Annotated in this window: 26 protein-coding genes, 3 tRNA genes and 1 pseudogene; 7 read left to right on the forward strand and 23 right to left on the reverse strand. The window is 69.2% G+C overall.

Annotated elements, in window-relative coordinates; genetic code table 11:
• Positions 1-23: 23 nt before the first annotated feature.
• Complete coding sequence (locus ACFY7C_RS29790; protein ID WP_356690832.1) at positions 24-515, reverse strand: YajQ family cyclic di-GMP-binding protein; 492 nt, start codon at positions 513-515, stop codon at positions 24-26.
• A gap of 170 nt (positions 516-685) precedes the next feature.
• On the opposite strand from ACFY7C_RS29790, the gene ACFY7C_RS29795 reads away from it, so the two are divergent.
• Positions 686-767: transfer RNA gene (locus tag ACFY7C_RS29795), tRNA-Tyr, on the forward strand.
• A gap of 180 nt (positions 768-947) precedes the next feature.
• On the opposite strand, the gene ACFY7C_RS29800 is transcribed toward ACFY7C_RS29795, so the two are convergent.
• From ACFY7C_RS29800 to ACFY7C_RS29885, 18 genes and pseudogenes are all read right to left on the reverse strand, one after another.
• Positions 948-2,333, reverse strand: a complete 1,386-nt coding sequence (locus tag ACFY7C_RS29800) for a tyrosine-type recombinase/integrase (RefSeq protein WP_389656201.1) — start codon at positions 2,331-2,333, stop codon at positions 948-950.
• On the reverse strand, positions 2,330-2,536 hold the full coding sequence (locus tag ACFY7C_RS29805) for a helix-turn-helix transcriptional regulator (protein ID WP_389656204.1): 207 nt from the start codon (positions 2,534-2,536) through the stop codon (positions 2,330-2,332). The genes ACFY7C_RS29800 and ACFY7C_RS29805 overlap by 4 nt, the downstream gene beginning before the upstream one ends.
• Positions 2,537-2,646: 110 nt before the next feature.
• Positions 2,647-4,041, reverse strand: a complete 1,395-nt coding sequence (locus tag ACFY7C_RS29810; RefSeq protein ID WP_389656207.1) for a phage/plasmid primase, P4 family — start codon at positions 4,039-4,041, stop codon at positions 2,647-2,649.
• Positions 4,038-4,331 carry a hypothetical protein gene (locus tag ACFY7C_RS29815; RefSeq protein ID WP_389656210.1) on the reverse strand — a complete coding sequence of 98 codons (294 nt, stop codon included), beginning with the start codon at positions 4,329-4,331 and terminating at the stop codon, positions 4,038-4,040. Before ACFY7C_RS29815 ends, ACFY7C_RS29810 begins: the two co-directional genes overlap by 4 nt.
• On the reverse strand, positions 4,328-5,230 hold the full coding sequence (locus tag ACFY7C_RS29820) for a bifunctional DNA primase/polymerase (RefSeq protein WP_389656213.1): 903 nt from the start codon (positions 5,228-5,230) through the stop codon (positions 4,328-4,330). Before ACFY7C_RS29820 ends, ACFY7C_RS29815 begins: the two co-directional genes overlap by 4 nt.
• Positions 5,227-5,955, reverse strand: coding sequence for a DNA methylase (locus ACFY7C_RS29825; protein WP_389656216.1), 729 nt, complete (start codon positions 5,953-5,955; stop codon positions 5,227-5,229). Before ACFY7C_RS29825 ends, ACFY7C_RS29820 begins: the two co-directional genes overlap by 4 nt.
• A gap of 82 nt (positions 5,956-6,037) precedes the next feature.
• Positions 6,038-6,226, reverse strand: coding sequence for a hypothetical protein (locus tag ACFY7C_RS29830; protein WP_389656219.1), 189 nt, complete (start codon positions 6,224-6,226; stop codon positions 6,038-6,040).
• Between the two features lie 38 nt (positions 6,227-6,264).
• Positions 6,265-6,516 (reverse strand): hypothetical protein, encoded by a 252-nt coding sequence (locus ACFY7C_RS29835; RefSeq protein WP_389656222.1) that lies wholly within the window; start codon positions 6,514-6,516, stop codon positions 6,265-6,267.
• Positions 6,517-6,657: 141 nt separating this feature from the next.
• The gene (locus ACFY7C_RS29840) at positions 6,658-8,844 is read right to left on the reverse strand and encodes a cell division protein FtsK (RefSeq protein ID WP_389656225.1); all 2,187 of its coding nucleotides are present in this window, start codon (positions 8,842-8,844) and stop codon (positions 6,658-6,660) included.
• Between the two features lie 83 nt (positions 8,845-8,927).
• Positions 8,928-9,131: a DUF6257 family protein gene (locus ACFY7C_RS29845; protein WP_389656228.1), complete on the reverse strand. Its 204-nt coding sequence runs from the start codon at positions 9,129-9,131 to the stop codon at positions 8,928-8,930.
• Between the two features lie 81 nt (positions 9,132-9,212).
• Complete coding sequence (locus ACFY7C_RS29850; protein WP_389656230.1) at positions 9,213-9,413, reverse strand: hypothetical protein; 201 nt, start codon at positions 9,411-9,413, stop codon at positions 9,213-9,215.
• Positions 9,414-9,415: 2 nt separating this feature from the next.
• Positions 9,416-9,796 carry a DUF6251 family protein gene (locus tag ACFY7C_RS29855; RefSeq protein WP_389656233.1) on the reverse strand — a complete coding sequence of 127 codons (381 nt, stop codon included), beginning with the start codon at positions 9,794-9,796 and terminating at the stop codon, positions 9,416-9,418.
• Positions 9,793-10,011, reverse strand: a complete 219-nt coding sequence (locus tag ACFY7C_RS29860) for a hypothetical protein (protein WP_389656236.1) — start codon at positions 10,009-10,011, stop codon at positions 9,793-9,795. Before ACFY7C_RS29860 ends, ACFY7C_RS29855 begins: the two co-directional genes overlap by 4 nt.
• Positions 10,008-10,345, reverse strand: a pseudogene (locus ACFY7C_RS29865) (RRQRL motif-containing zinc-binding protein). The gene ACFY7C_RS29860 and the pseudogene ACFY7C_RS29865 overlap by 4 nt, the downstream one beginning before the upstream one ends.
• Positions 10,342-11,493 carry a conjugal transfer protein gene (locus ACFY7C_RS29870; protein WP_389656239.1) on the reverse strand — a complete coding sequence of 384 codons (1,152 nt, stop codon included), beginning with the start codon at positions 11,491-11,493 and terminating at the stop codon, positions 10,342-10,344. The pseudogene ACFY7C_RS29865 and the gene ACFY7C_RS29870 overlap by 4 nt, the downstream one beginning before the upstream one ends.
• A complete protein-coding gene (locus tag ACFY7C_RS29875; protein ID WP_389656242.1) occupies positions 11,490-11,660 on the reverse strand; it encodes a hypothetical protein in 171 nt (56 codons plus the stop codon). The genes ACFY7C_RS29870 and ACFY7C_RS29875 overlap by 4 nt, the downstream gene beginning before the upstream one ends.
• Positions 11,657-11,935, reverse strand: coding sequence for a hypothetical protein (locus ACFY7C_RS29880; RefSeq protein ID WP_389656245.1), 279 nt, complete (start codon positions 11,933-11,935; stop codon positions 11,657-11,659). The genes ACFY7C_RS29875 and ACFY7C_RS29880 overlap by 4 nt, the downstream gene beginning before the upstream one ends.
• Positions 11,932-12,198 (reverse strand): DUF6284 family protein, encoded by a 267-nt coding sequence (locus ACFY7C_RS29885; RefSeq protein ID WP_389656248.1) that lies wholly within the window; start codon positions 12,196-12,198, stop codon positions 11,932-11,934. Before ACFY7C_RS29885 ends, ACFY7C_RS29880 begins: the two co-directional genes overlap by 4 nt.
• Before the next feature lie 479 nt (positions 12,199-12,677).
• Between ACFY7C_RS29885 and ACFY7C_RS29890 the strand changes: the two genes are divergently transcribed.
• Together ACFY7C_RS29890 and ACFY7C_RS29895 are read left to right on the forward strand one after the other, a co-directional pair.
• Positions 12,678-13,544, forward strand: a complete 867-nt coding sequence (locus ACFY7C_RS29890; protein ID WP_389656251.1) for a winged helix-turn-helix domain-containing protein — start codon at positions 12,678-12,680, stop codon at positions 13,542-13,544.
• Positions 13,534-14,217, forward strand: a complete 684-nt coding sequence (locus ACFY7C_RS29895; protein WP_389656254.1) for an HAD family hydrolase — start codon at positions 13,534-13,536, stop codon at positions 14,215-14,217. The genes ACFY7C_RS29890 and ACFY7C_RS29895 overlap by 11 nt, the downstream gene beginning before the upstream one ends.
• Positions 14,218-14,285: 68 nt before the next feature.
• On the opposite strand, the gene ACFY7C_RS29900 is transcribed toward ACFY7C_RS29895, so the two are convergent.
• A complete protein-coding gene (locus ACFY7C_RS29900) occupies positions 14,286-15,476 on the reverse strand; it encodes a helix-turn-helix domain-containing protein (protein WP_389656257.1) in 1,191 nt (396 codons plus the stop codon).
• Between the two features lie 30 nt (positions 15,477-15,506).
• On the reverse strand, positions 15,507-16,322 hold the full coding sequence (locus ACFY7C_RS29905; RefSeq protein WP_389656260.1) for a hypothetical protein: 816 nt from the start codon (positions 16,320-16,322) through the stop codon (positions 15,507-15,509).
• Positions 16,323-16,715: 393 nt separating this feature from the next.
• Between ACFY7C_RS29905 and ACFY7C_RS29910 the strand changes: the two genes are divergently transcribed.
• Positions 16,716-17,174 carry a hypothetical protein gene (locus ACFY7C_RS29910; protein WP_389656263.1) on the forward strand — a complete coding sequence of 153 codons (459 nt, stop codon included), beginning with the start codon at positions 16,716-16,718 and terminating at the stop codon, positions 17,172-17,174.
• A gap of 682 nt (positions 17,175-17,856) precedes the next feature.
• Here ACFY7C_RS29910 and ACFY7C_RS29915 read toward each other — a convergent pair.
• The gene (locus ACFY7C_RS29915) at positions 17,857-18,513 is read right to left on the reverse strand and encodes an SDR family oxidoreductase (RefSeq protein ID WP_389656266.1); all 657 of its coding nucleotides are present in this window, start codon (positions 18,511-18,513) and stop codon (positions 17,857-17,859) included.
• A 2-nt stretch (positions 18,514-18,515) separates the two neighbouring features.
• On the reverse strand, positions 18,516-19,790 hold the full coding sequence (locus tag ACFY7C_RS29920; RefSeq protein WP_389656269.1) for an amidohydrolase family protein: 1,275 nt from the start codon (positions 19,788-19,790) through the stop codon (positions 18,516-18,518).
• Positions 19,791-20,007: 217 nt separating this feature from the next.
• Here ACFY7C_RS29920 and ACFY7C_RS29925 point away from each other — a divergent pair.
• The 3 genes from ACFY7C_RS29925 to rpmG all read left to right on the forward strand — a co-directional run bounded on the left by ACFY7C_RS29925 (position 20,008) and on the right by rpmG (position 20,448).
• Positions 20,008-20,080 (forward strand) — tRNA-Thr (locus ACFY7C_RS29925).
• 42 nt (positions 20,081-20,122) lie between these two features.
• Positions 20,123-20,195 (forward strand) — tRNA-Met (locus tag ACFY7C_RS29930).
• 88 nt (positions 20,196-20,283) lie between these two features.
• Positions 20,284-20,448, forward strand: a complete 165-nt coding sequence (gene rpmG, locus ACFY7C_RS29935; RefSeq protein ID WP_003956487.1) for a 50S ribosomal protein L33 — start codon at positions 20,284-20,286, stop codon at positions 20,446-20,448.
• Positions 20,449-20,453: the final 5 nt, after the last annotated feature.

Here is a 20,453-nt window from a genome sequence, read left to right on the forward strand (position 1 = left end):
GGTCCGGCCGGGTCCTGTCGGTCCTAGCGGTAGTTCACGAACTGGATCGCGAAGTCGAGGTCCTTGCCCTTGAGGAGCTGCTGCACGGCCTGCAGGTCGTCCCGGCTCTTCGAGCTGACCCGCAGCTCGTCGCCCTGCACCTGAGCCTTGACGCCCTTGGGGCCCTCGTCGCGGATGATCTTGGACACCTTCTTGGCGTTCTCCTGGGAGATGCCCTCCTGGATGGACGCGAAGAGCTTGTACTCCTTGCCGGACAGCTGCGGCTCGCCCTCCACGTCCAGCGACTTCAGCGAGATCCCCCGCTTGATCAGCTTGGACTGGAAGATGTCGAGGATCGCCTTGACCCGCTCCTCGCCGTTCGCCTGCATCAGGATCTTCTCGCCCGACCAGGAGATCGTGGCGTTGGTGCCCTTGAAGTCGTAACGCTGCGAGATCTCCTTCGCGGCCTGGTTGAGGGCGTTGTCGACCTCCTGCCGCTCGACCTTGGAGACGATGTCGAAACTGGAGTCGGCCATGAGGTGAGGCTCCTTGCTCGGATGCGTTCGGGTACGGCACAAAGCGTAGCCACCCGCACCGCCGCGAACCCGTGATCAATCCGGTGGCGAAGCACCCCTGGGGATCAGGTATTGTTTACGTCGTTGCCAGGGAGCACCGCCGAAAAGCGGCTCCGAGGCAGCAATCCCATGGCGGTGTGCCCGAGTGGCCAATGGGAGCGGACTGTAAATCCGTCGGCTTAGCCTACCCAGGTTCGAATCCTGGCGCCGCCACGCGATGAGAAAGGCCCCTGAACTGCGGAAACGCAGAGCAGGGGCCGTTCTGCTGTGTAAGTGAGACAGGGCAACACTGTCTCGCTGTATCCCGCCGAATCCCGGGTTCTACCAGGGTGTCTGGACGAGACGTGGACGGGATTTCCCGGCCCTACCTGCGGTGACGGTCGGGCGCCCGCTTCACGGCGTGGTGGAGGCGCCGGCGCGGTGCTGGTTCAGGCGGGCGGAGATCTTCGCGTTCGCGGCGTCGTCGCCGCCCTTGAGGAACTTCGCATACACCCGGAAGAGGACGCCGACCGAGTGACCGGCCCGCTGGGCGACGATCTGGGGCTCCACTCCGGAGCTCAGCCAGGTGGAGACGGCGGCGTGACGAAGGTCATACGGCCGCTTGGCCAGCTTCGATTCCTGTTCGGACGGGGTCAGCGTGGCCCCGCGGGCATTCGCCCAGACCTCGCCGTACCCGCTCTCTTGCACCATGCCGCCGCGGGCGGTCCGGAAGAGCCGGCCGTCGGCGTGCGTGCCGTACAGCGTGACGTGCCACCGGAGCATCGCGACCAGCTCGGGCGGGATCGGCACGTGCCGGACGGTCTTCCGCGTCCGGTGCTTCAGGCCCCGGCGGTCATGGGCCTCGCCCGTGTCCGTCCAGGAGCTCCCGGAGCGGGCGCGACTCTCGCGGAGCCGGACGGCCCCCCAGCCCCGCCGGGGCAGGTCGAAGTCCTGGAGCCGGATTCCGACCAGCTCACCCGGACGGGCGGCCGAGTAGTAGATGCAGCCGAAGAACGCCTCCAGGTGGCGCCCCCGGTCACCCTGCTTCCGCACGGCCGCGAGGAGCGCGGCGGCCTGCTCGGGGTCCGGGACGGCCTCCGGGTCCACCTCCTCCTCGACCTTCTCGGGGGCCTTCCACTTGATCGCCGCCATCGGGTTCTCGGCCAGCAGCTCGGCGTCCACGGCGAGCCCGAGAGCCTGGTGGAAGATGGCGCGTTTCCGGGCGATGACCGACCCGGACGACGTCTTTCCGTCCAGCCGGCGGGCGCAGGCGTCCAGGGCACGACGTACGAGCATCCGGTCAGACAGGGTCGAGGTGGGGACGGACTTCCGCTCCACCCAGGCGAGGAGCGTGGCCACGTTCTCCGGGGTGTCCTCCTTCCAGCGGTTCACGTTGAAGCCCCAGGCGTAGAGCGCGCGGCGCACGGCCTTCGGGTCGGGCATCCCCTTCGTGTCCTTCACCAGTGCCAGGGTCACCGTGGCCATCGCCTCGGCGAGGTTGCGGCGCGTGGAAGCGGGGGAGTGGTCCCACTTCATCTCCACGTAGTTCCTGGCGTGCTGGTACCAGGAGATGTCCTTGGCCTTCTGGACCATGGACTTCGGCAGACCGCTCTCCGCGTCCCAGGGCTCGCCCTCGCGGGTCGCGGTGATGAACTGCGCCCGTCGACTCTCGGCGAGCCCGAGCGTCAGGAAGGACTCGGAGAACGGCTTCGTACCGACCTGCCAGCGGAGCTGGTACGGCTTGCGGTAAGGACGCTTCCGGATGCTCCAGATCCGTACGGTGTAGCTCCAGTCGGTCACGCGGTCTCCAGTTCGTTCAGGAAGGTGTCCAGGGCGCTGCGGCGGACGCGCAGGTGCCCGTTGGGCAGGCGCTTGACCTCGGGGCCGTAGCCGCGGTTGCGCCAGCGGTAATAGGTGGCTCGGGTGATGCCGATCTCGGCGAGGACGTCGGTAAGGGGGAGCCACTCGTCGGCGGGCTGACGGCGGCGGGTGGTGCGGGCCATCGGGTCCCCTCCTTGGGGAGAGAAAAGTTGGCAGGACATTGCTCTGAGTCGCGACTCATCGCGACTCAGAGCGGGTGTGAGGCGTCTTGAGTCGCGGTGAGTCGCGACTCTCAGGAATGTGGTGCTGAGGTGTTGAGCGTGATTCCGGCGTAGGTGGCGACCTGCTGTCCGTAGGCGTCGCGGGGCCGGTAGCGGCGGAGCTGGGGGACGACGGAGAGCAGGTTGCGGCCGAAGACCTGCTTGGTGCCCAGGGACTTCATGCCGTTGTCCTCGGCCCACTCCCGCCAGGCAGCCCATAGGACGTCCACGGGGACCTCGCAGGTGGGGCCGGTGGTGCAGCGCTCACGGACGAACGCGCTGGTGGGGCTCGCGGTGTCCTGCATGATCGTGACCGCGTCCCGGGAGGATGCCGGCGCGGTGATGCGGCCGGTGCGTTCCAGGCGGGCGAGACCGTCGAGGGCCCAGTTGATGATGCCGGGCATCTCGGCGATCAGCCGGTCGAGCAGGGTGGGGTCTTCCTTGCCGAGCCACGAGCGGGTCGTGTTGAGCACGATGAACCGGTTGGCGATGACCCCGGAGGAGTCGCCGAAGTTCGGCAGCTCGTTGGTCAGGATCATCAGCCGGGTCGGGAGCTTGCCGGTCCAGGGCTCGCGGTACTTCCGGTCGATGTCGATGGTGTCCTCGCCGGAGATGGTCAGCAGCCGCTCGACCACGGCCACGTTGTTCTCGTTGGCGAGCCGGGCGTCGGAGATGATCGCGAGCGGCTTGCCGATTAGCGTGGAGAGCCCGAAGTTCGTGCCGAGACCGGCGAGGGTGGGCCCGGCCAGGTTCTCCTTGCTGACCAGCTCCTTCAGTACCCGGGCGATCGTGCCCTTGCCGGAGCGGGACGGGCCCTTCATGAGCAGGATCTTCTGCTGGTCGGTCCGGCCGGATAGCACGTAGCCGAACCACTCCTGCAGAGCGGCGATCGGCTGGGGGTCGTCCGGCCAGATGTCCCGCAGGAACGCCTCCCACTCCGGGGCGGTGGCGGTCGGGTCGTAGTCGAACGGGACGGCGGCGAGGTTGAAGAAGCTGGGGTTGTGCGGCAGCAGCTCCCGGTCTCGGATCCGCAGCAGCCCGTTGCGGCACGCGACGATCGGACTGGCGTCGTGCCGGCCGCGCTCGCCGTCGATCCAGGCCGGGGCGTCGACGTCGCTGGACAGCAGAGTGATGCCGTAGAGCGCGTCGAGCAGGTTGCTGATCTTCGTCTTGGTCGGGGCCCACTCCCGAACCTCGGGGAAGCCGTTCTTGTCCTCCCCGGCCACGAATGTGGCGTGCTCCAGGCGCCGGTAGAGCCCGGCACGCATCTCAGCTTCGTCGTACTCGCGCCAGCAGGTTCCGGTCCACCGCATCCACATCCCGTGCCAGCGGCGCAGCCGCAGCCGGCCGTCCTCGGTGTGCCAGTCGGGCACGATTCGCCGTGCCACAGCCATGGGGTTGGAGGGAGAGGGAAGTTCCTCGGTCATGCGGCGGCCCTCCCTTCGGCCTGGAGCGGGCAGAGGGTGCGGTGGAGGGTGTGGTCGGCGACCAGCGCGGCGACGGCGCGTTCGCCGCGGGCGGTCTCGTACCGGCCGCACGAGCAGAACGACTCCGCGCTCGGCGTGCCGTCCCGGCGAGCAGGCGCGGCGATCCGGAGCACCCCGACGACCCGAGGCCCGGCGGCCGGGCACGGGCCAGAAGCAGAAAGGACGCCTTCGGCGACGCCCTTCGGGGCGCCCACCGGCCGCTCGGGCGCGGGCCGGTTGGCGGCCCTCACGCGACCGCTCCCAGGACGGCGTGGAGACCGTTGGCGACGCAGCGGCGGGCATACGACTCCGGCACGCCGACCGCGACGGCGGCGTCCACGATGTCCTCGCCCATGGCCTCCAGACCGCACGGCCCGGGGCAGCCGGTGTGCTGCTTGGCCAGGAACGCAGCAGCGCCGTACGCGGCCGTCCCCGCACCCTTGTCGGGGTGCGCCTGGACGTGGTCGACGCCGCGCTTCAGGCCGGCGCGGACGTAAGTGTCGGTGTGGCGGCAGCCGGTGGCAACGCTCCGGTCCCACCGGGCGCGCGCCAGGGAGGAAGAGTCCACCCCCGCGCGGGGCCTGGTGGTCTCTTCCCTCTCGACCAGCGCGAGGACGGCCAGCGGCACGGGCGCGAGGGTGCCGGTGCCGGTGCCGAGCCACCGGGCGTAGGACATGCGGGACTTGATGTCGACCCCGTCCCGGACGTGGTTGGCGGAGCGCATCGTTCCCCGGTAGAGCCAGTGCTCGCCCCGGTCGGTCGGGACGACGCGCGTCGGGGGCAGGGTGGCTCGGGCCCACGCCATGGCGTCGGCGTCGTCCAGGTCGACCACGGTCAGCCCCGCGCCGCCGGGGTGGTAGGCGACCTCCGATGCGGTCCGCCACCCGGCCGCCCACGGCGGAGACGACAGGACGGCGGGGTCGGTGGTGGCGGCTGCCCACGCGTGGCAGGTCGACGGGCACATGCACGGTCCGGGGGTCTTCATGTTCGGCCGGCCGCCACAGGCGTTCTGGTGGCAGGCCGGGCAGTTGCCGAACGGAATCTTCTGGCCCTGAAGCGGCAGGACCGGCACGCCGCGGGCGGCCAGCCACAGCGCCAGCGGGAGGTAGCCGGTCCGGGCGTCTCGCTGAAGGGGGAGGGGCGAGGTCATGCCGCCACCTCCAGCCGGGCCGGGGTGAGGAACTGGGTGCCGATCCACTGCGAGTAGGCAGGGGGGATGGCTTCGGTCAGTTCCTCCCGGACGTCGGTCCACGTGATGCCCATCGCGATCTGAAGCTCCGGCACGGACGGTTTGCCGCCGCCAGCGCCGTAGGCGGCGACGTACGGGCCGTCGAAGAACTCGCCGTGCCGCCACCCACGCACCCGCCCCCGATGCTTCGGGTGGGCGGGACGGGTGACCGACCAGCGGCCCAACTCGAAGTTCCGGTGCCGCAGGACGCCGAGGGAGAACATCTCGCCGCACAGGGTCAGGTCCTTGCGGATCTCCGCGCGGCCGTTGGGCTGCTCGATGACGTACGGCAGGCCCGAGGCGTCGAGGAGCTCGCGGGTCGGCGGGACGAGGTCTACGTGCGTGCCGCCCCAGCCCTTGGACCGGTTGGTGCCGACGGTGAGCGCGCACCCGGCCTGGCACGGCGGCGAGGAGTGGACGAACGCGAACCGCTTGATCTCCCCGGACGCGATCAGGGCGGCCAGGTACTCCAGGGCATCGGCCTGGACGAAGGTGAAGGGGTAGTTCGGGCGGGGGCGGATGTCGACGCCGACGATGTCGAGCCCGGCGCGCCGGTAGCCCATGGCGGCGCCGCCGGCGCAGCAGAACAGATCCAGCAGCAGCGGCCGGGCGCCGTGCTCTCGCCGGATCGGGAGGAGATGGGTCATGCTGGTGACCTCCACTGTTGAGTTGGAACTGGTGGATGAGGGCGGTCCCGGACTTTGGCGAGACGGGGACCGCCCTCGGCGTTCACAGGTTGGGGATGGCGTCGAGGACCGCGTTGGCGAGGTTGTTGATGGGGGTGGCGGCGCCGGTGGAGGCGAGGAAGAAGCCGAAGCCGGCGGCGATGAACGCGGAGCCGTAGCCGACGGTGTTGGAGCGCAGGAGGAAGAACAGGACGAGTCCGAACAGGGCGACCAGGGAGACGGTCACGGCCATGCCGGAACCTCCTTCGGGTGTGTGGACGGTGGTCGGGGTCAGCGGGTGCCGGCGCGGTAGGTGGCGGTGGCGCGGTTGTAGAGCCAGCGGCCGACGCGTATGCGCTTGCCGGTGGTCTGGCAGCGGCGGCAGTCCTTGCCGCGCTTGGGGCGTCCGTTGCGGTCGGTCTTGAGCGCGTGGCCCAGGCCGTGGCACTTGCGGCAGGTCCCGAACGGCGACGCCGCACACTTCGCGATGTAACCGAGGGTGATGGCGAGCAGGCAGGCGATAGCGAGCAGGGCGGGGGTCATGACGGGCCCTCCCAGGCGGTTTCCAGAGGTTTTCGCAGGAAGAGTGCTACGCGCTAGATCGCAGGTCGTTGCCGGGTTTGGGTGCTAGCGGGGGTGCTACCGGTAGCAGGTGTGGGTGCTACCGGTAGCACCGGATCGGGGCTATGCAGCTCCGGGCTTCTTGTCACGCTCCGCAACCGTCTTGGTGAGGTCGGCGCGGACGATGCCGCGGCGGGTCGTGCGGTTTCCCTCATCGGTGGTGCCGGCCACGTCGCGTGTCTTGATGCCGTGGGGCTTGAGTGCGCTGGTGACGTTCTCGCCCTTCCAGCCGCCGTAGACGTCCGGGCGGAGCTCGGCGAGCCGGGCGGCGATTCGCTCGTTCCACACCCGTTCCTCGGCGGCGGGTACGACGGCGAGGATGTCGGCGAGCAGGTCGTAGGCGGGGCCGGTCACGACCTCGGGGGCCTCGCCCATGGCGTAGCCGGTGAGGAGGCCGGCCTTTTCGCGGGCGGCGCGGGCGCGGGCGCCGATGGCTTCGGCGCCGGGGGCGTCGACGTAGACGGAGGAGACGATCCGGGCGTCGGAGCCTTCGCCGACGAAGTAGTGGATGCCCTTGTCTCCCCAGGCGAACATGGTGGCCCGTACGCCGCGCTTGTAGGCGGAGGTGCCGAGGACCATGTCGTTCTCGGTCTGGCCCATGACCTTCAGGCACCAGCGGGCGCCGGCGTTCGCCGAGATACCCGTCGGGAGCGACTTGGCGTCGGGGCGCTGGGTGGCGAGCAGCAGCACGATCCCGGTGGCGGGGCCGCGCTTGACGAGGTCGGTGGCGATCTCCTCGAACTCCTTGCCGTGCTCGGGATGCTCGAAGAGAACCTGGCACTCGTCCACCCCGACGACGATCGGGTGCAGCCCGAGCGACCGTTTGTCGGCGAGCTGGGAGGTGACCTTGGACTCGGGGCAGATGTCGCGGGGCAGGCCCCGGATCACCTTGGTGCGGCGGCGCAGTTCCTCGCGCAGTTCGCGGAAGTCGGCGAGCGCGTACTGGATGGACTCGTCGTCGTCGCCGGCGGCGTGCCGGTGGGAGACGGCGTTGCCGACGGGGTCGAGGTCGCCGGTGCCTTTCATGTCGTAGGTGTGGACCTCGGCCCGCGGGTCGAGCGCGGCGATGAGGAGCAGCAGGCGGAGCAGGAAGGTCTTGCCCATGCGGGGGATCGCGCCGATCACCCCGGCGATGTACATGAGGGTGACCTCGACCCAGCGTCCGCGCTGGTCGGTGCCGTAGGCGACGGGCTTGAACAGGTCGACCGAGCCCGTCTTGGCCAGCGGCCAGGCGGGCTTCTTAGCCTGGTTCATGTCCTGGTCGCCCACCCACAGCACCAGTCGTCCGGTGTGCTCGTTCGGCACGGCCTCGGGCCACACGCAGCCCAGCGGTCGGCGCAGACCCGAGGCGAGACGTTCGCGGCGCTCGATGATGTCCGTGACCGTCACGCCGAAGGGGAGGTTGCCCTCGGCGCGCCAGCCCGGGCCGTCGCGGGTGATCGGGGCGGTGAACTCGAACCCGTCCCGGCCCTTGCCCTGCGCCTGGTTGATCGCGGGGATACCGAGGGCGCCGAGCGCGCGGAGCACGATGTCACTGGTGAGCTTGGTCGCCTTCGGCAGCTCGACCGCGCGGTGGACGACGGGGTTGTCGGCCTTACGGCCGGCGGCGCCGAGGGCGAGCACCAGCGTGCCGACCGAGACGGCCTGGACCCACCCGGGCGCGAGGACGTAGATGGCGAGCGCGGCGACCAGTCCGACGAACATGGCGAGCGCGGCGACCATCGTCCGCAGCCGGACCCGACTGTCGCGCTGCGCGGACAGCCGCAGGTACTCGGCCGCGTCCTCCCGCCGAACGGCGGCTGCGCGGACCGGTTCACCCTCGCGGTCGGCCACCCACCGCATCACACCCCCGACGAACTTCGCCGCACCGACGGGCGACTGAAGCGCGAGACGGGCGGCGTAGATCGGGGCGCGCAGAGCGTGGTAGCCGACGGTGTGGGTGTAGTGGCGGGCCACCCACCCGGCGGCGGTGCGCAGCTCAGAGGTCGACCGCAGCCAGACCGGAATCACGTCCCGGCGCTTGGCTCCGGCCAGTCGACCCAGGTAGCCCGGGCCGGTCGCCACCGGCGTCGGCAGATCGACCACCTGCCGCTCACCCTCGGGCTCAGTCGGGTCGACCGCGGTGGTGGTCGGGGTGGTGTCGCGGGCGGCGCGGGCCTTGTCCAGGTCGACCACCTCGGCTCCACCGTCGGCGGCCATCTCGGCTTCGAGGCGGTCGAACAGTTCGTTGTCGTCGTCGGGGTGCTTCACTGAAGTGCTTCCTCTCTGCAGGAGGGGCAAGGGCCCGGGGCGGCCGGTGATGCTTGGCGGCTGTCGGCCGCCCCGGGGCACCGCTACTTCCGGGTGTGCTTCTCGGCGCGCTTGTGCGCGCGGTCGAGGATGCGGTCGACGTTGCGCTCCAGGTCGGAGCGGTCGGCGTTCTCGCCGGCCAGGCAGCGCTTGGCCATGCGGGCGACGTTCAACGCGATCCGGGCGTGCTCACCGGCGGTGAGCTGGGGGTAGTTCGGGTCCGGCTGCTCGTTGTTCTTGCTGGCCACGACGGGCCCCCCTTTCCGGGGCCGGGGCTGTCCCGACTCCCCGCCCGCCCCCGGGCCGTGCCGGGGGCGGACAGGCAGGCGTCAGTCCTGCGGGGTGTAGTCGACGGAGTCGGCCAGGATCTGCATGGCGACGGACCGGCCGTTGTCCCCGGCTTCGGCGACGAGCCGGTCGGCGGGCTTGCTGTTGCCCCTGGCGAGCGCGCGACCGGCGGCGGCGATCTCCTCAACCGCGGGCATGCGCGGCTCGGACGCGGTGGACGACTTGCGGCTGAACAGGCCCATGGCTACTTCCCCTTCCTACGGGCACGGGTGAGGGTCTTGGCGGCGGCTCGACCGTCGGGGCCGCCGATGGACTTCACGACGGTGTGGACGCCCCAGGAGAGGGCGACGGCGAGGAACGCGAGCAGCGCGAGGTTGGCGGCGATCGCGGTCAGGGCGCCGACGAGCAGCGGGCCGAAGTAGACCCCGGCCGCGACGGTGCCGGCGCCGATGCCCGAGCCGAGCGCGATGCGCTGCACGGTGCGGTCGGGCGGCGCCTGGTGGATGTGCTGGTGAACGATCTGCGGCGCGGCGCCCGGCTGGAACGTCGCGGGCAGGTGGTCGGCGTAGGTGTAGGTGCCGTCCGGGAGCTGCACCACCCGGACCGGTTCGGGGAGGTTGGTCACAGCTTCTTCCCTTCGGCTCGGACCTTCTCCGTCCAGGCGTTCTGGAGGGTGTTGAACTCGGAGTGGATGGGGTCGCCCTCGGCGCACGGCTTCTCGTCCTGGCAGTGCAGGCAGATACCGATGTGCTTGACGGACTTCGCGAAGGCGCGCATGTAGCCGATGAACAGCGGGTCGTTGCTCCGGTTGTTCACGGTCGTCTCCTCGGTGCCGCTCACGCGGCGCTCGTGGTGTCGGGGTAGGCACAGGGGGAGCACATGCCGAGCGAGACCGGGATGCGGTACCCCACGTCCCGGCCGCACTGCGGGCAGATGCGGCGGGCGGCGTTCGCCCTGTCGAGGGCGGCCCGCTTGGCGGGGGTCATGGGCCGGACGGCTTGGCCAGGTCCAGGCGGTAGAGGTAGGCGACGAGCGGCCCGCGCCGCCGGCGGGGCCGCTCCACCTGGGCGGCGACGTCCTGACCACCCGGGCGCAGACCCTGCGCCCGGAGCTGCCGGAACGTCGCCAACCCGTCCGGCGCGAGACGCCACCGGTACGTCGGGATACCACTCACGCCGCCCCTCGCTCCGTCTTGAGGGTGTCGCGCAGCCACCGACCCTTCTCCGGCGACGTGCGCAGCGCCTTACGGATCCGGTCGGCCGTCAGATGCTCGACCGGCCACGACTCCGTGAACTGCCGTGCCTCAGCGAGTAGTTCGTTCTTCGTGCGGCGCGGCTGCGGCGACTTCGCCGCCTCGGGCACGCGGCGGGTGACCCGGCGCGGGGTCGACTGCTCGGCGGCGACCGCACGGACCGCGGCCGGTTCGGTCGACTCCACCGGCGCCACCACGGGCGGCGGGGTGGACTCTTCCGGCTCGAACAGGTCGTGCGAGCGGCTGTAGTCGATGGGAGCGGGCTCCAGTGCGGGTACGGCCTGCTCAGAGGTAGACCGTTTCATATCGGTCTGGGTCGATTCATTCCCATTTGTGGGGGTGATCGGTCGGGTAGACCGGTCGACCTCCAGCTCCACCGTCGCCGTGTCCGACGCGTCGACCGATCCAGTGATGTTCGGGGCGGCGATCGTCGCGCCGAACATGGCGGCAAGCGCCTGCTCGGCACCGGTGGTGAGCTGGTCACGCTGAACATCGAGCAGCTTCTCGCCGAGGGCGAGGTCACCCGCTCCGACCCGCTTGGCCAGCTTCCAGGACTTCAGCTCCGACTCGCGCCGGACCTTCTCGTCGGGGTGGCCGGTTGCCATGGCCCGGTGGTAGGCGAGGGCCTGGACGACCTCGGCGGCGCGGCGCTCGGCTTCGGCGTCACGGCCGTCGCGGTAGACCACGATCCGCCGTGCCAGGAACGCGGCACCCTCAGCCGAGGCGGTCATGCCGAGCGGAGTGAGCGCGTAGATGACGATCTCACCGGCACTTTTGGCGGCCATGGCCGACATGGCGGACGCGGCGGCCGGAAGAGCCCACAGCCCCGCCCGGATCACCACCGGAGCCGACTGACCCAGCAGCGTCAGCCCGAGCAGCACGACCGCGAGGACCGCGGTTGCGCCCTCACCGGCCGCGACCGCACCGACCGCCGTCCCGGAGCCGTAAGCCGTCTTGATGTTGGTGAAGGTGCCATAGGCGCCGGCGCCGCCGGTGGCGAGCATCGGCACGAATGCGAGACCGAGCACGACCTTCTGCACTCGACTCAGGGGCTTACCGGTGGTGTTCACGACTCGCCCCCGTCCCGGCGGGCCAGCCACAGGATCCGCGCGACGGCGATCACACCCACGGCGGCGATGACACCCGCGTAGTGGACGTCCCGCCGGCCGATGAACAGCCCCAGAACCTCCACCGCGACGCACAGCGACAACAAGAGCCAGAAGGTGAGGCGGTTCATTCCTCACCGCCCTGCTCGTCGAACGTGAACGGGGTGTAGGTGACGGGAAGCTCGGCCATCTGCCGGCGGATGATGTCCGCCGTGTCGTCGAGCGGGCCGGGGTGCTTCAGCACGCCCGTGAGCGTCGCTCGAAGCCCCGCCGTGCGGTTGTCGAGCAGCCGGTAGTGCGTGTGCTCGTCGGCCGGCGCGAGCGACGGCAAGGGCACGTCCAGCGCCTCGACGATCGCGGCCACCAGGTCCATGACCGCCGTGATGGGTTCCGTCTGCTCGCTCACGCGGCACCGCCCGCCTGCGCCAGGCCGGCGCGGTTCGTGAGGTTGCGACGCTCGGCCATGACCCGGTTCCGGGCCCGGCGGATACGCCGCTCGTCCAGCTCCGTGGCCGGACGGTCGATGGTCATGATCTGCGCGTCGAGCAGGTCGACCTCCGCCAGGATCAGCGGCATCTCCTGCTCGATCGCGTCCAGCTCGGCGCCCGACGGCTCGGCGTCGAACGCCACGGCCGTAACGGCCGTCTGAAGTGCAGCGATGGACTTCATTGGGTGTGTTCCTCTCAGACAGGAACGGCCCGAACCGAACCCCCGGAGGTGCAACTCCGGGGGTTCTCGCCGTTGGAACCAGGAATCTCCGGTTCCCCTCAGCCCCGCCCGTACGGCCCCGCGAGGGGACCGGACGGGCGGAGGAGGCAACCGGCCGCAGCCGAGCAGCTGCGGATGGGTTGAGCGCGCGGACCTGTGCCGCGCCGGCCGCCTAGTTGTGCCTGAGGACAGACGGCGAACCCTCATCACGCTGTTCAGTTCTCAAGCACCTACCGCTTCCTTTGGAGCCGTTTCACGGGCCCCTCCGGGCGAAGAGCGCCCCTGACCTGCACCCCTGGAGGACACAGCTCGCCACGGGAAGCCTGACTTACCTGGCTAGCCCGGTGGGCATGAGAGCAACGTAGCCAGCATGGCTAGTCACGTCAAGAGATGGCTAGCCATGCTGTCCAAATAGTCAGGTTCGCCGTAGCATCGGGGGCATGACCTTCGAGCTTGAGCCGCTGGACCCGGACGACGACCGACCGCCGTATGAGCAGGTAGCCCGCAGCTTGGGTGCGGCGATCCGCACCAGAAAGCTCGGTCCTGGAGAGAAGCTGCCTTCGCACGCGAAGCTGACGGAGCACTACGGATTCGCTCGCGCCACGATCCAGCGCGCGTTGCGCGACCTGGAGGACGAAGGACTCGTCGTTTCCCGCAAGGGCAGCGGCGTGTTTGTCCGGCATCGGACCGAGCGGCCGGCGGGCCTGCGCCCGTACGTCGAGCAAGCATTCGCCAGCCGGAACGTGACGATCGATTTCGCCGGATTCTCCAGCGAGACACTCCATGGGGCGCTGCAAGAGCCGCTCGACAAGATCCGCACCGGACGACTTACGCCCGCGGGCATCCGAATCCGGATCCTCGTCCCCGACATGGCGGTCCCTCAGGCGGCTCCCGTACGCCGTGAGGACTGCGCCGATGACCCGCGGCTGCGGGCCCGGATGCACGGCATCATGCTCGGCTACACCCGCAGCATCACCGACTCAATCAGCGAGCTGGAACACCTAGGACTCGTCCAGGAGGGCAGCGTGAGCGTGCGGGTCCACAGTGGCACGCAGTTCTTCAAGCTGTACGTCGTCAACAAGGAGGACGCGTTCTTCGGCTACTACCCGATCCGTCCGAACAAGGTGGTCGCGCAGGGGGAAGCCATCGAGATCTACGACCTGGTGGGCAAGGACACGATCTTGTTCCACCACTCCGTCAACGACGGCGACTCGTCCAGCGGTGCTCAGCAGGTAGAGCAGGCGCAGATGTGGTTCGACAGTGTGTGGGAGACGATCGGAAGGGACTACAACCAGGATGCACTCTGACGCACTGGCCAGCCTTCTCTTGCGTTGTGACGCCGTGCTCTTCGACTTCGACGGCCCCATCTGCCACGTATTCGAGGGGCTTCCGGCCCCACGCGTTGCCCAGGAGCTCTCCACGCTGCTCGCTAGTCTCGCCCCGGCCCTCAGCGAAGACGCGTGCTCGACCGACGACCCGATGGTTGTGCACCAACTCTCTCGTCGAGGCGGAAGCGAAGTGCTCGCCGCCGTCGAGGCGGCCCTGACCGAAGCAGAAGTGAAGGCGGTCGGGGTAGCAGGGCCGCCCACCCCCGGTGCGGTAGACGCGCTGAAAGCGGCCCGTGCGTCCGGCCGACGCGTCGCCGTCGTCAGCAACAACTCGGCTGAGTGCGTCCACGTCTACCTGAACGCCCAGGGGCTCTCCGACGTTGTGGAAACGGTGGTCGGCCGCCCTGCTCTGCGTCCTGACCTCATGAAGCCGTCGCCTCACCCGCTACTTGCGGCGGCGGCACACCTCGGTGTCGCGCCCGAGCGAACCGCCCTTATCGGTGACTCCCTCTCCGACGTCGAAGCGGCCCGGGCAGCCGCAGCGGCCAGCATCGGGTTCGCCAACAAGCCGGGCAAGGCAGAAGCCCTCGGCGCAGCCGGCGCCGTCACCGACGACATGAACGACATCGCTCGGGCCCTCGCCGCCGCGTAGGAGTGCGCTATTCGGCGATGTCTCCACGGGGTCTACGGCAGATAAGCGGAATTGATCAAGCCCGGAGCTTAAGCCCCGGGCTCATCATCCTTGCGCCGAAATAGAGGAATTACTCCGTCCATGGCTTCCACTTCTTGATCCTCAAGGAACAGGTCCTCGCGCACGGGAGACCTGGCTGTCACTGTTCGGAAGATTCCTGGAGTCACCCGAGATTCCTTCGCCAATGAAAGCTCGTCAATCCCTACGCCTGACAGGATCTCTACAGCCTTTGGGTAAAGTGACGGCTGCTCCACAGCAGGCATCTCACCTGGTTCTCGGCGACGCCATCCCTTGGAGGATAGATAGGCTACGGCATTGCGATATGTGACGTCACCCATCACGCCCAGGGCTCTGGATCGGTACAGCAGAGCCTGAAGACTCACGCCGTAGGTCTCTTTCAATTTTGCGAGGACTCTCCAGTCCGCCTTGCTCGGCAGGAGGTCACGCAACTCATCTTCTGGAAGGAGGAGTTCGGCCGCGAAGCGGTGAGCCTGATTTTCGACTACCTTGCTTCCCGGTTCGGCATCCACGTGCATGACGAGGTGCCCAATTTCGTGGGCAACGTCGAAGCGCTGTCGATAGTAATCTTCCTTAGTCGGGTTAAGTACCACCGTGGGCCTATACCCATCGTCAAAGGAGTACGCGTCAACGGCAGCGGTCTGAGCAGGGCTGAAAACCACCACAACGCCGTGGTTTTCAGCCAGGCGAACCAGGTGACCGACCGGCCCAGATCCGATGCTCCAGTGCTTCCGGAGGAGGCGAGCCGCCTCCTCCGGAAGGGCGCTCGACTCATCTTCCACATCGACACTTAGGCGCGGAAGATCGGGTTCCGGAAACTCGACGTGCCGTTCGAGGGCTGCGCCTACATCTCCAGAAATCACCCCGTAGGCAAAGGCTTGGTCGCGCGCCAACTGCGTCGTCGAACGCAGCGACCGGAAGTGCGGTACAGCGTCCCGGGATGTCGACTGATGGGGGCCGGGAAGAAAGAAACCGGGCTCCACGCCAAGCGTCAGGCATAGCTGCGCAACCGTAGCGGGAGCTGGACGCTTCGTGTTGTTTTCGTACGCCGCCACCGCAGTGGGACTTTTGTCGATCTTTACTGCGAGGGCATTCTTCCTCAAGCCGATCAGTTGACGCGCGAGCGTCAAACGTCTTCCGTCGAAAAGGCGAGAGGCGTCACCGACCTGCACCTCTGTGCGGCGTGGGGAATTCATGACCATCCACTCGTTTCATTACTTGTCGTTCTCTACCTACGCCTGGTGGTGCTCTCCGCTCCCTTCCGACGGCTGGCGGCGAAGGCGAACGGGTGCGTCCTGGACGTCGGGCGCTCCAGGAAGAGGGCCGGGAGACGTAGGAATCGGTTTACCAGTGGGAGCTCCTGGGGTGGCAGCAAGTAGATCATGCTTCCAGTACCAGGCATCTCCGCCCCCACGGTTCAGGCGAGAGCGTCCCAAGTAGAGTTCTCGGATGCCAAGCTCTCGTTCAATACTGTGGGCGACGATGAGTGTTGTCGCGTTGAGTTCCGCGCCTTCTTCCCTCAGTGCTTCGATGGCGGCGGTAAGAGAATCGGACTCCTCGTCGAAGAGGGTGGGGTAAGGGTCCTGCCACCCAGTCGGCCGGCCCTGTGACGCGACGCGCTGCTTGGTGGGGCTCTTCTGCGGCCAGGGGATACGGCTGCTCTCGCCGTAGATGAACGACGTGAGCAGGAAGCGCCAATCACCGCACCGCCAACCCGGCGACTGGTTGAGAGGGGACCACACGACCACGCCCGGGGTGATGAGCGGCATCTTGCGATGCTCGCCGGGAGCCAGTCCGGCGGCCACGAGGTCCAAGCCGGCGGAGGCGGACTCAGGTGAATCCACACCGTGCTTACCCGTGGAGAACACCCGATGCAGTCGGTCCACGAAGAGCCTGTGAGCGGTGGACCCAACCCAGCCCTGATCATGCCCCGTGTCGGGGTCGAAGTCGTCCATGGTGCGCCGATAGGCCGACGCGTTAGCCCATGACAGGGCCGCGAGAACACCACTGGACTCAAGATCCTCAAGCGCATCCTGCTGTTCGCTCATGCTGCATGACTGTACTCCAATCCAGTAAGTGCCGCGCAGAAATAAACCAGAAGCTCGCGATGCTGCTTCCAGGTGAACCGAACATGCGATCGATTATGACTAGGAACCTACCGTCCCACAGGTTGGCCCACCAGCCCTATTGGCGGTCCGCCCTCAGGCTGGCCCAACGCCGGGTAGCCCTCGACGAGCGCCGGCCGGGGCGCGAAGTGATCAGATTTCTGCCCCGGGTCCCGAACCGATGGCGTCGCAACGGACTCACGGGACAGGCGCGGGCCGCGCTGGGCGTGGGGCCGGGTCTGCCGCGCGAGTGCTTGATGCTTTGGATGCCGCGGGCGCCCCACGGTCCGCTCGCAGGGTGACAGTCACCTGATCTGCCTGAGCTGACATCAGGTCTTGACGTGGGGACTGATCCTCGGCAATCGCCTGATCAACGGCGCCAGTGCCTGCGACGATGTAGGCATGTCGACGCCTGGAATGCCTCTCCAAGCTGCCCTGATCCCAGACTGCACCAAGCCGGAAGCTCACCGCGCTGCCTATAGAAAAGCCAAGGCCAGCGATGCGATCTTTGTGTGCATCGCACGCCATGGGCAGCGCTGGAAGGTTGAGCTCGACGCCATGGCCAGCCGCAAGCCCTTTGTATCGGACCAGGCGATGACGGTTCTTAAGGCCGCAGCCGAAGCGTTGGTCGTGGATGGCCTCGTGGCGCAAGCCAACATCGGCGCTGACTACATCTCGATGTGGCCGATCAAGACCGAGGAGAAAGCTCGTGACATCGCGGCAGCGTTCCATGCTGCGATGCACGGTCTCCAGCAACTACAAAGCATCGTTCCGCAGCCGCGTAGAGAGCTGTAGCCTCCAGACGGTTCCGAAGCTCCTCGCGCGCGAGCCTCACGCCGCGCCTGCGGCTGTGTCAGACGCGAACCCCTTGGGCGGTCACCCACACGCCTGCGGATGCCCGCAAGGCAGGAACGCCTAGGCGGGGTGCCATGGGCCTGTGGACGACCTCTGGACGAAAGGCTGGCACTAGTGGCGCACTTGGTGCTGCGTGGCAGGTCAGAACACGTCTCGCGCAATGACGACCAGAAGTCTGTAAATCCGTCGGCTTAGCCTACCCAGGTTCGAATCCTGGCGCCGCCACGCGATGAGAACGGCCCCTGAACTGCGGAAACGCAGAGCAGGGGCCGTTTTGTTGTGATAGTCGGACAGGGCGGGACCGGATGACGGGCGCCGTCGGCTCCGCTTCGTGCCCGAGGCCGCGGCAGCACTTGCGACCGGGTCGTGACGGTCCCTTCTCGCCGGTCGGGCAGGGGCGGCTAGAGTCGCGGCCATGGGGGAACAGGCGAGGCGTACGAGGCGGTGCAAGCAGTGCCACCGCCCGCTCGATGAGCGCCGGTGGGGGCGCCCCAAGCGTTTCTGCAGCAGGTGGCACCGGGTGCGGTACTGGCTGGAGGAACTGGGCGACCTCGTGTTCGGCTAGCTGACCGGACCAGTCGCGTCACGAGCCTTGCGTTCGCTCGTTTCCGTCGCCCGTCGCTCAGTTGCCCGCGACGTCCCGGACCGCGACCGCCACCGGGGTGGAGCCGGAGACCAGTTCCAGGGTGAGGCCCGCCGTCGCGGGAGTGTCGAGGAGTTCGGCGAGGACCGCGGCGACGTCGTCGCGGGGGATCGGGCCGCGGCCGGTGTGGGCCTCCAGGCGGACGAGGCCCGTGCCGGCGTCGTCGGTGAGCATGCCGGGGCGCAGGATCGTCCAGTCCAGCCCCGGGCGGGCGCGGACGTCGTCGTCCGCGGCGCCCTTGGCGCGCAGGTAGGCGTCGAAGACCGCGTCCCCCTCGTGGCCGGCCTGGGCGCCCATCGAGGAGACGACGAGGAAACGGCGTACGCCCGCGCGTTCCGCCGCGTCGGCGAGCAGGACGCACGCGCCCCGGTCCACGGTCTCCTTGCGGGCCGCGTCGCTGCCCGGGCCCGCGCCGGCGGCGAAGACGGCCGCGTCGGCGCCCTGGAGGATGCCCGCGACCTCCTCCACGGAGGCCGACTCCAGGTCCATGAGGGCCGGTTCGGCGCCCGCCTCCCGCAGGTCGTCGGCCTGGTCGGGGCGGCGGATGATCCCCACCGGTTCGTGTCCGCCCGCGGTGAGCAGCCGCTCCAGACGCAGGGCGATCTTTCCGTGTCCTCCAGCGATGACTACGCGCATACTCACGACCGTACGGCCCCCGGCCCGGCCGGGCCTCCCGAGTCCGGCCGCGCCTGCCGCGGCAGGTCGAGCGCCGCCGCCGAGTCGCAGTACTCCCGCACCGCGCTGGTCCTGGCCACCACCCGCCCCCGGTGCACCACGATCCGGCTGTACGCGAGGGAGAGCACGCCCGCGAGCCGCTCGCCCCGCACCGCGAGCAGCTCCGCCGGGAAGCCCGCCTCCACCCGTACCTCGGCAAGGCCCATCGCCGCCCGCGCGCCCGTGCTCACCGCCCCGTACGCCTCCTGGGGCGGCAGCCCGCCCAGCGAGGCCAGCAGGTAGGCCGCCTCCAGCGGATCGCCCCGCCCCACCGGGTTGGAGAGGTCGCGCAGCGCCCCGCCGCCCGCCGCGACCCGCACCCCGGCGGCCCGCAGCAGCCGCACCGGGGCCGCGCCGCGCAGTTCGGTGCCCCCGCAGCCGCCCTGGGGCAGGCACACCACGGTCACGCCGGCCGCCGCCAGCTGGTCCGCCGCCCGCCGTGCCTGGTCGGCCGGCAGCCGGCCGAGCCCGGCGCAGGGCCCGATGGTCACCCCGGGCCGCAGCCCGCCGGCCATCGCGGCCAGCCGAGTGAGCCGGGCCGGGTCGTCGCCGTCGAGGTGAAGGTCCACCGGGCAGCCGTGCTCGGCGGCCACGTCCAGGACCGCCTCCACGTAACCCGTCGGGTCCGGGTCCAGGTCGGGGCGGCCGCCGACCACCCCGGCGCCCATCTTCACCGCGTCCCGCAGCATCGCGAGCCCGTCGGCGCCCGCCGCGCCGGTGAGCAGCCGGGGCACCGCCACGGCCGTCAGGTCGGCGAGGCCGCGCAGCGAGCGCCGGGCCTGCAGGACGGCTTCCAGCGGTCCGAGGCCGTGCACGTCACCGATCCGCACCTGGGCGCGCAGCGCGGTCGCCCCGTGTCCGAGCTGGAGCAGCGCCGCCTCGGTGGCCCGGCGCTGGACCTCCTCGGCGGTGTACGAGACGGGGCCGGGGGAGTCGGCGGTGAGCGCGGTGTCGGCGTGCGCGTGGGGCTCGGCGGGGGCGGGCAGCAGGAGATAGCCGGAGAGGTCGACGCGGGCGGCGACGGCGGTGAGGCTGCCCGCGGTGCCGACGGCCTCGATCCGGCCGCCGACGAGCCGCACGTCGACGGTGCGCCCGTCGGCGAGCCGCGCGTTGGAGAGCAACAGCGACGTGGCGTCCGCGGCGGTGGCCGCGGCCCGGTCGTCGGGCGGCGGCTGGGGCTGCTTGCTGTCGGCTGACATCGGGCTCCTCACGGGCTCGCCAAGATCAAGATCACGCAGCGTGGGCCCGAGCCTAGGGGCGCCCACACCCGCCTTCGAGGAGGAGCGAAATAGTCGTACTGGTCAGCGCACGAGTGGCCTAGGAGGCGGTGGGGACGCGTGCGCGCGGGGGCCCGCGGGTGCCCGGGGAAACGGATTTGGGCGATGGGCCGAGGACCGTGTAATGTCTTCCCTGCTCGCCCCAATAGCTCAGTCGGCAGAGCGTCTCCATGGTAAGGAGAAGGTCTACGGTTCGATTCCGTATTGGGGCTCTGGTGAGAAGGACCCGCCTTCGGGCGGGACCGGATCATCAAAGCGGTGTAGCTCAGTCGGTAGAGCAAGCGGCTCATAATCGCTGTGTCACCGGTTCAAGTCCGGTCACCGCTACCCTCAGTAGCCGATTGTGGGGTCGGTCCTACGATCGGCTACTCTTTTCTGCGTTCATCCGTCCATCCGTCCGTCAAGGAGCACTCACGTGGCTGCCACCGACGTCCGCCCGAAGATCACGCTGGCCTGCGTGGAGTGCAAGGAGCGGAACTACATCACCAAGAAGAACCGGCGTAACAACCCGGACCGTCTTGAGATGAAGAAGCACTGCCCTCGCTGCAACTCGCACACCGCGCACCGCGAGACGCGCTAAACAGG

This window comes from Streptomyces sp. NPDC012769 (genome assembly GCF_042901205.1).
In the GTDB taxonomy this organism is placed as follows: Bacteria; Actinomycetota; Actinomycetes; order Streptomycetales; family Streptomycetaceae; genus Streptomyces.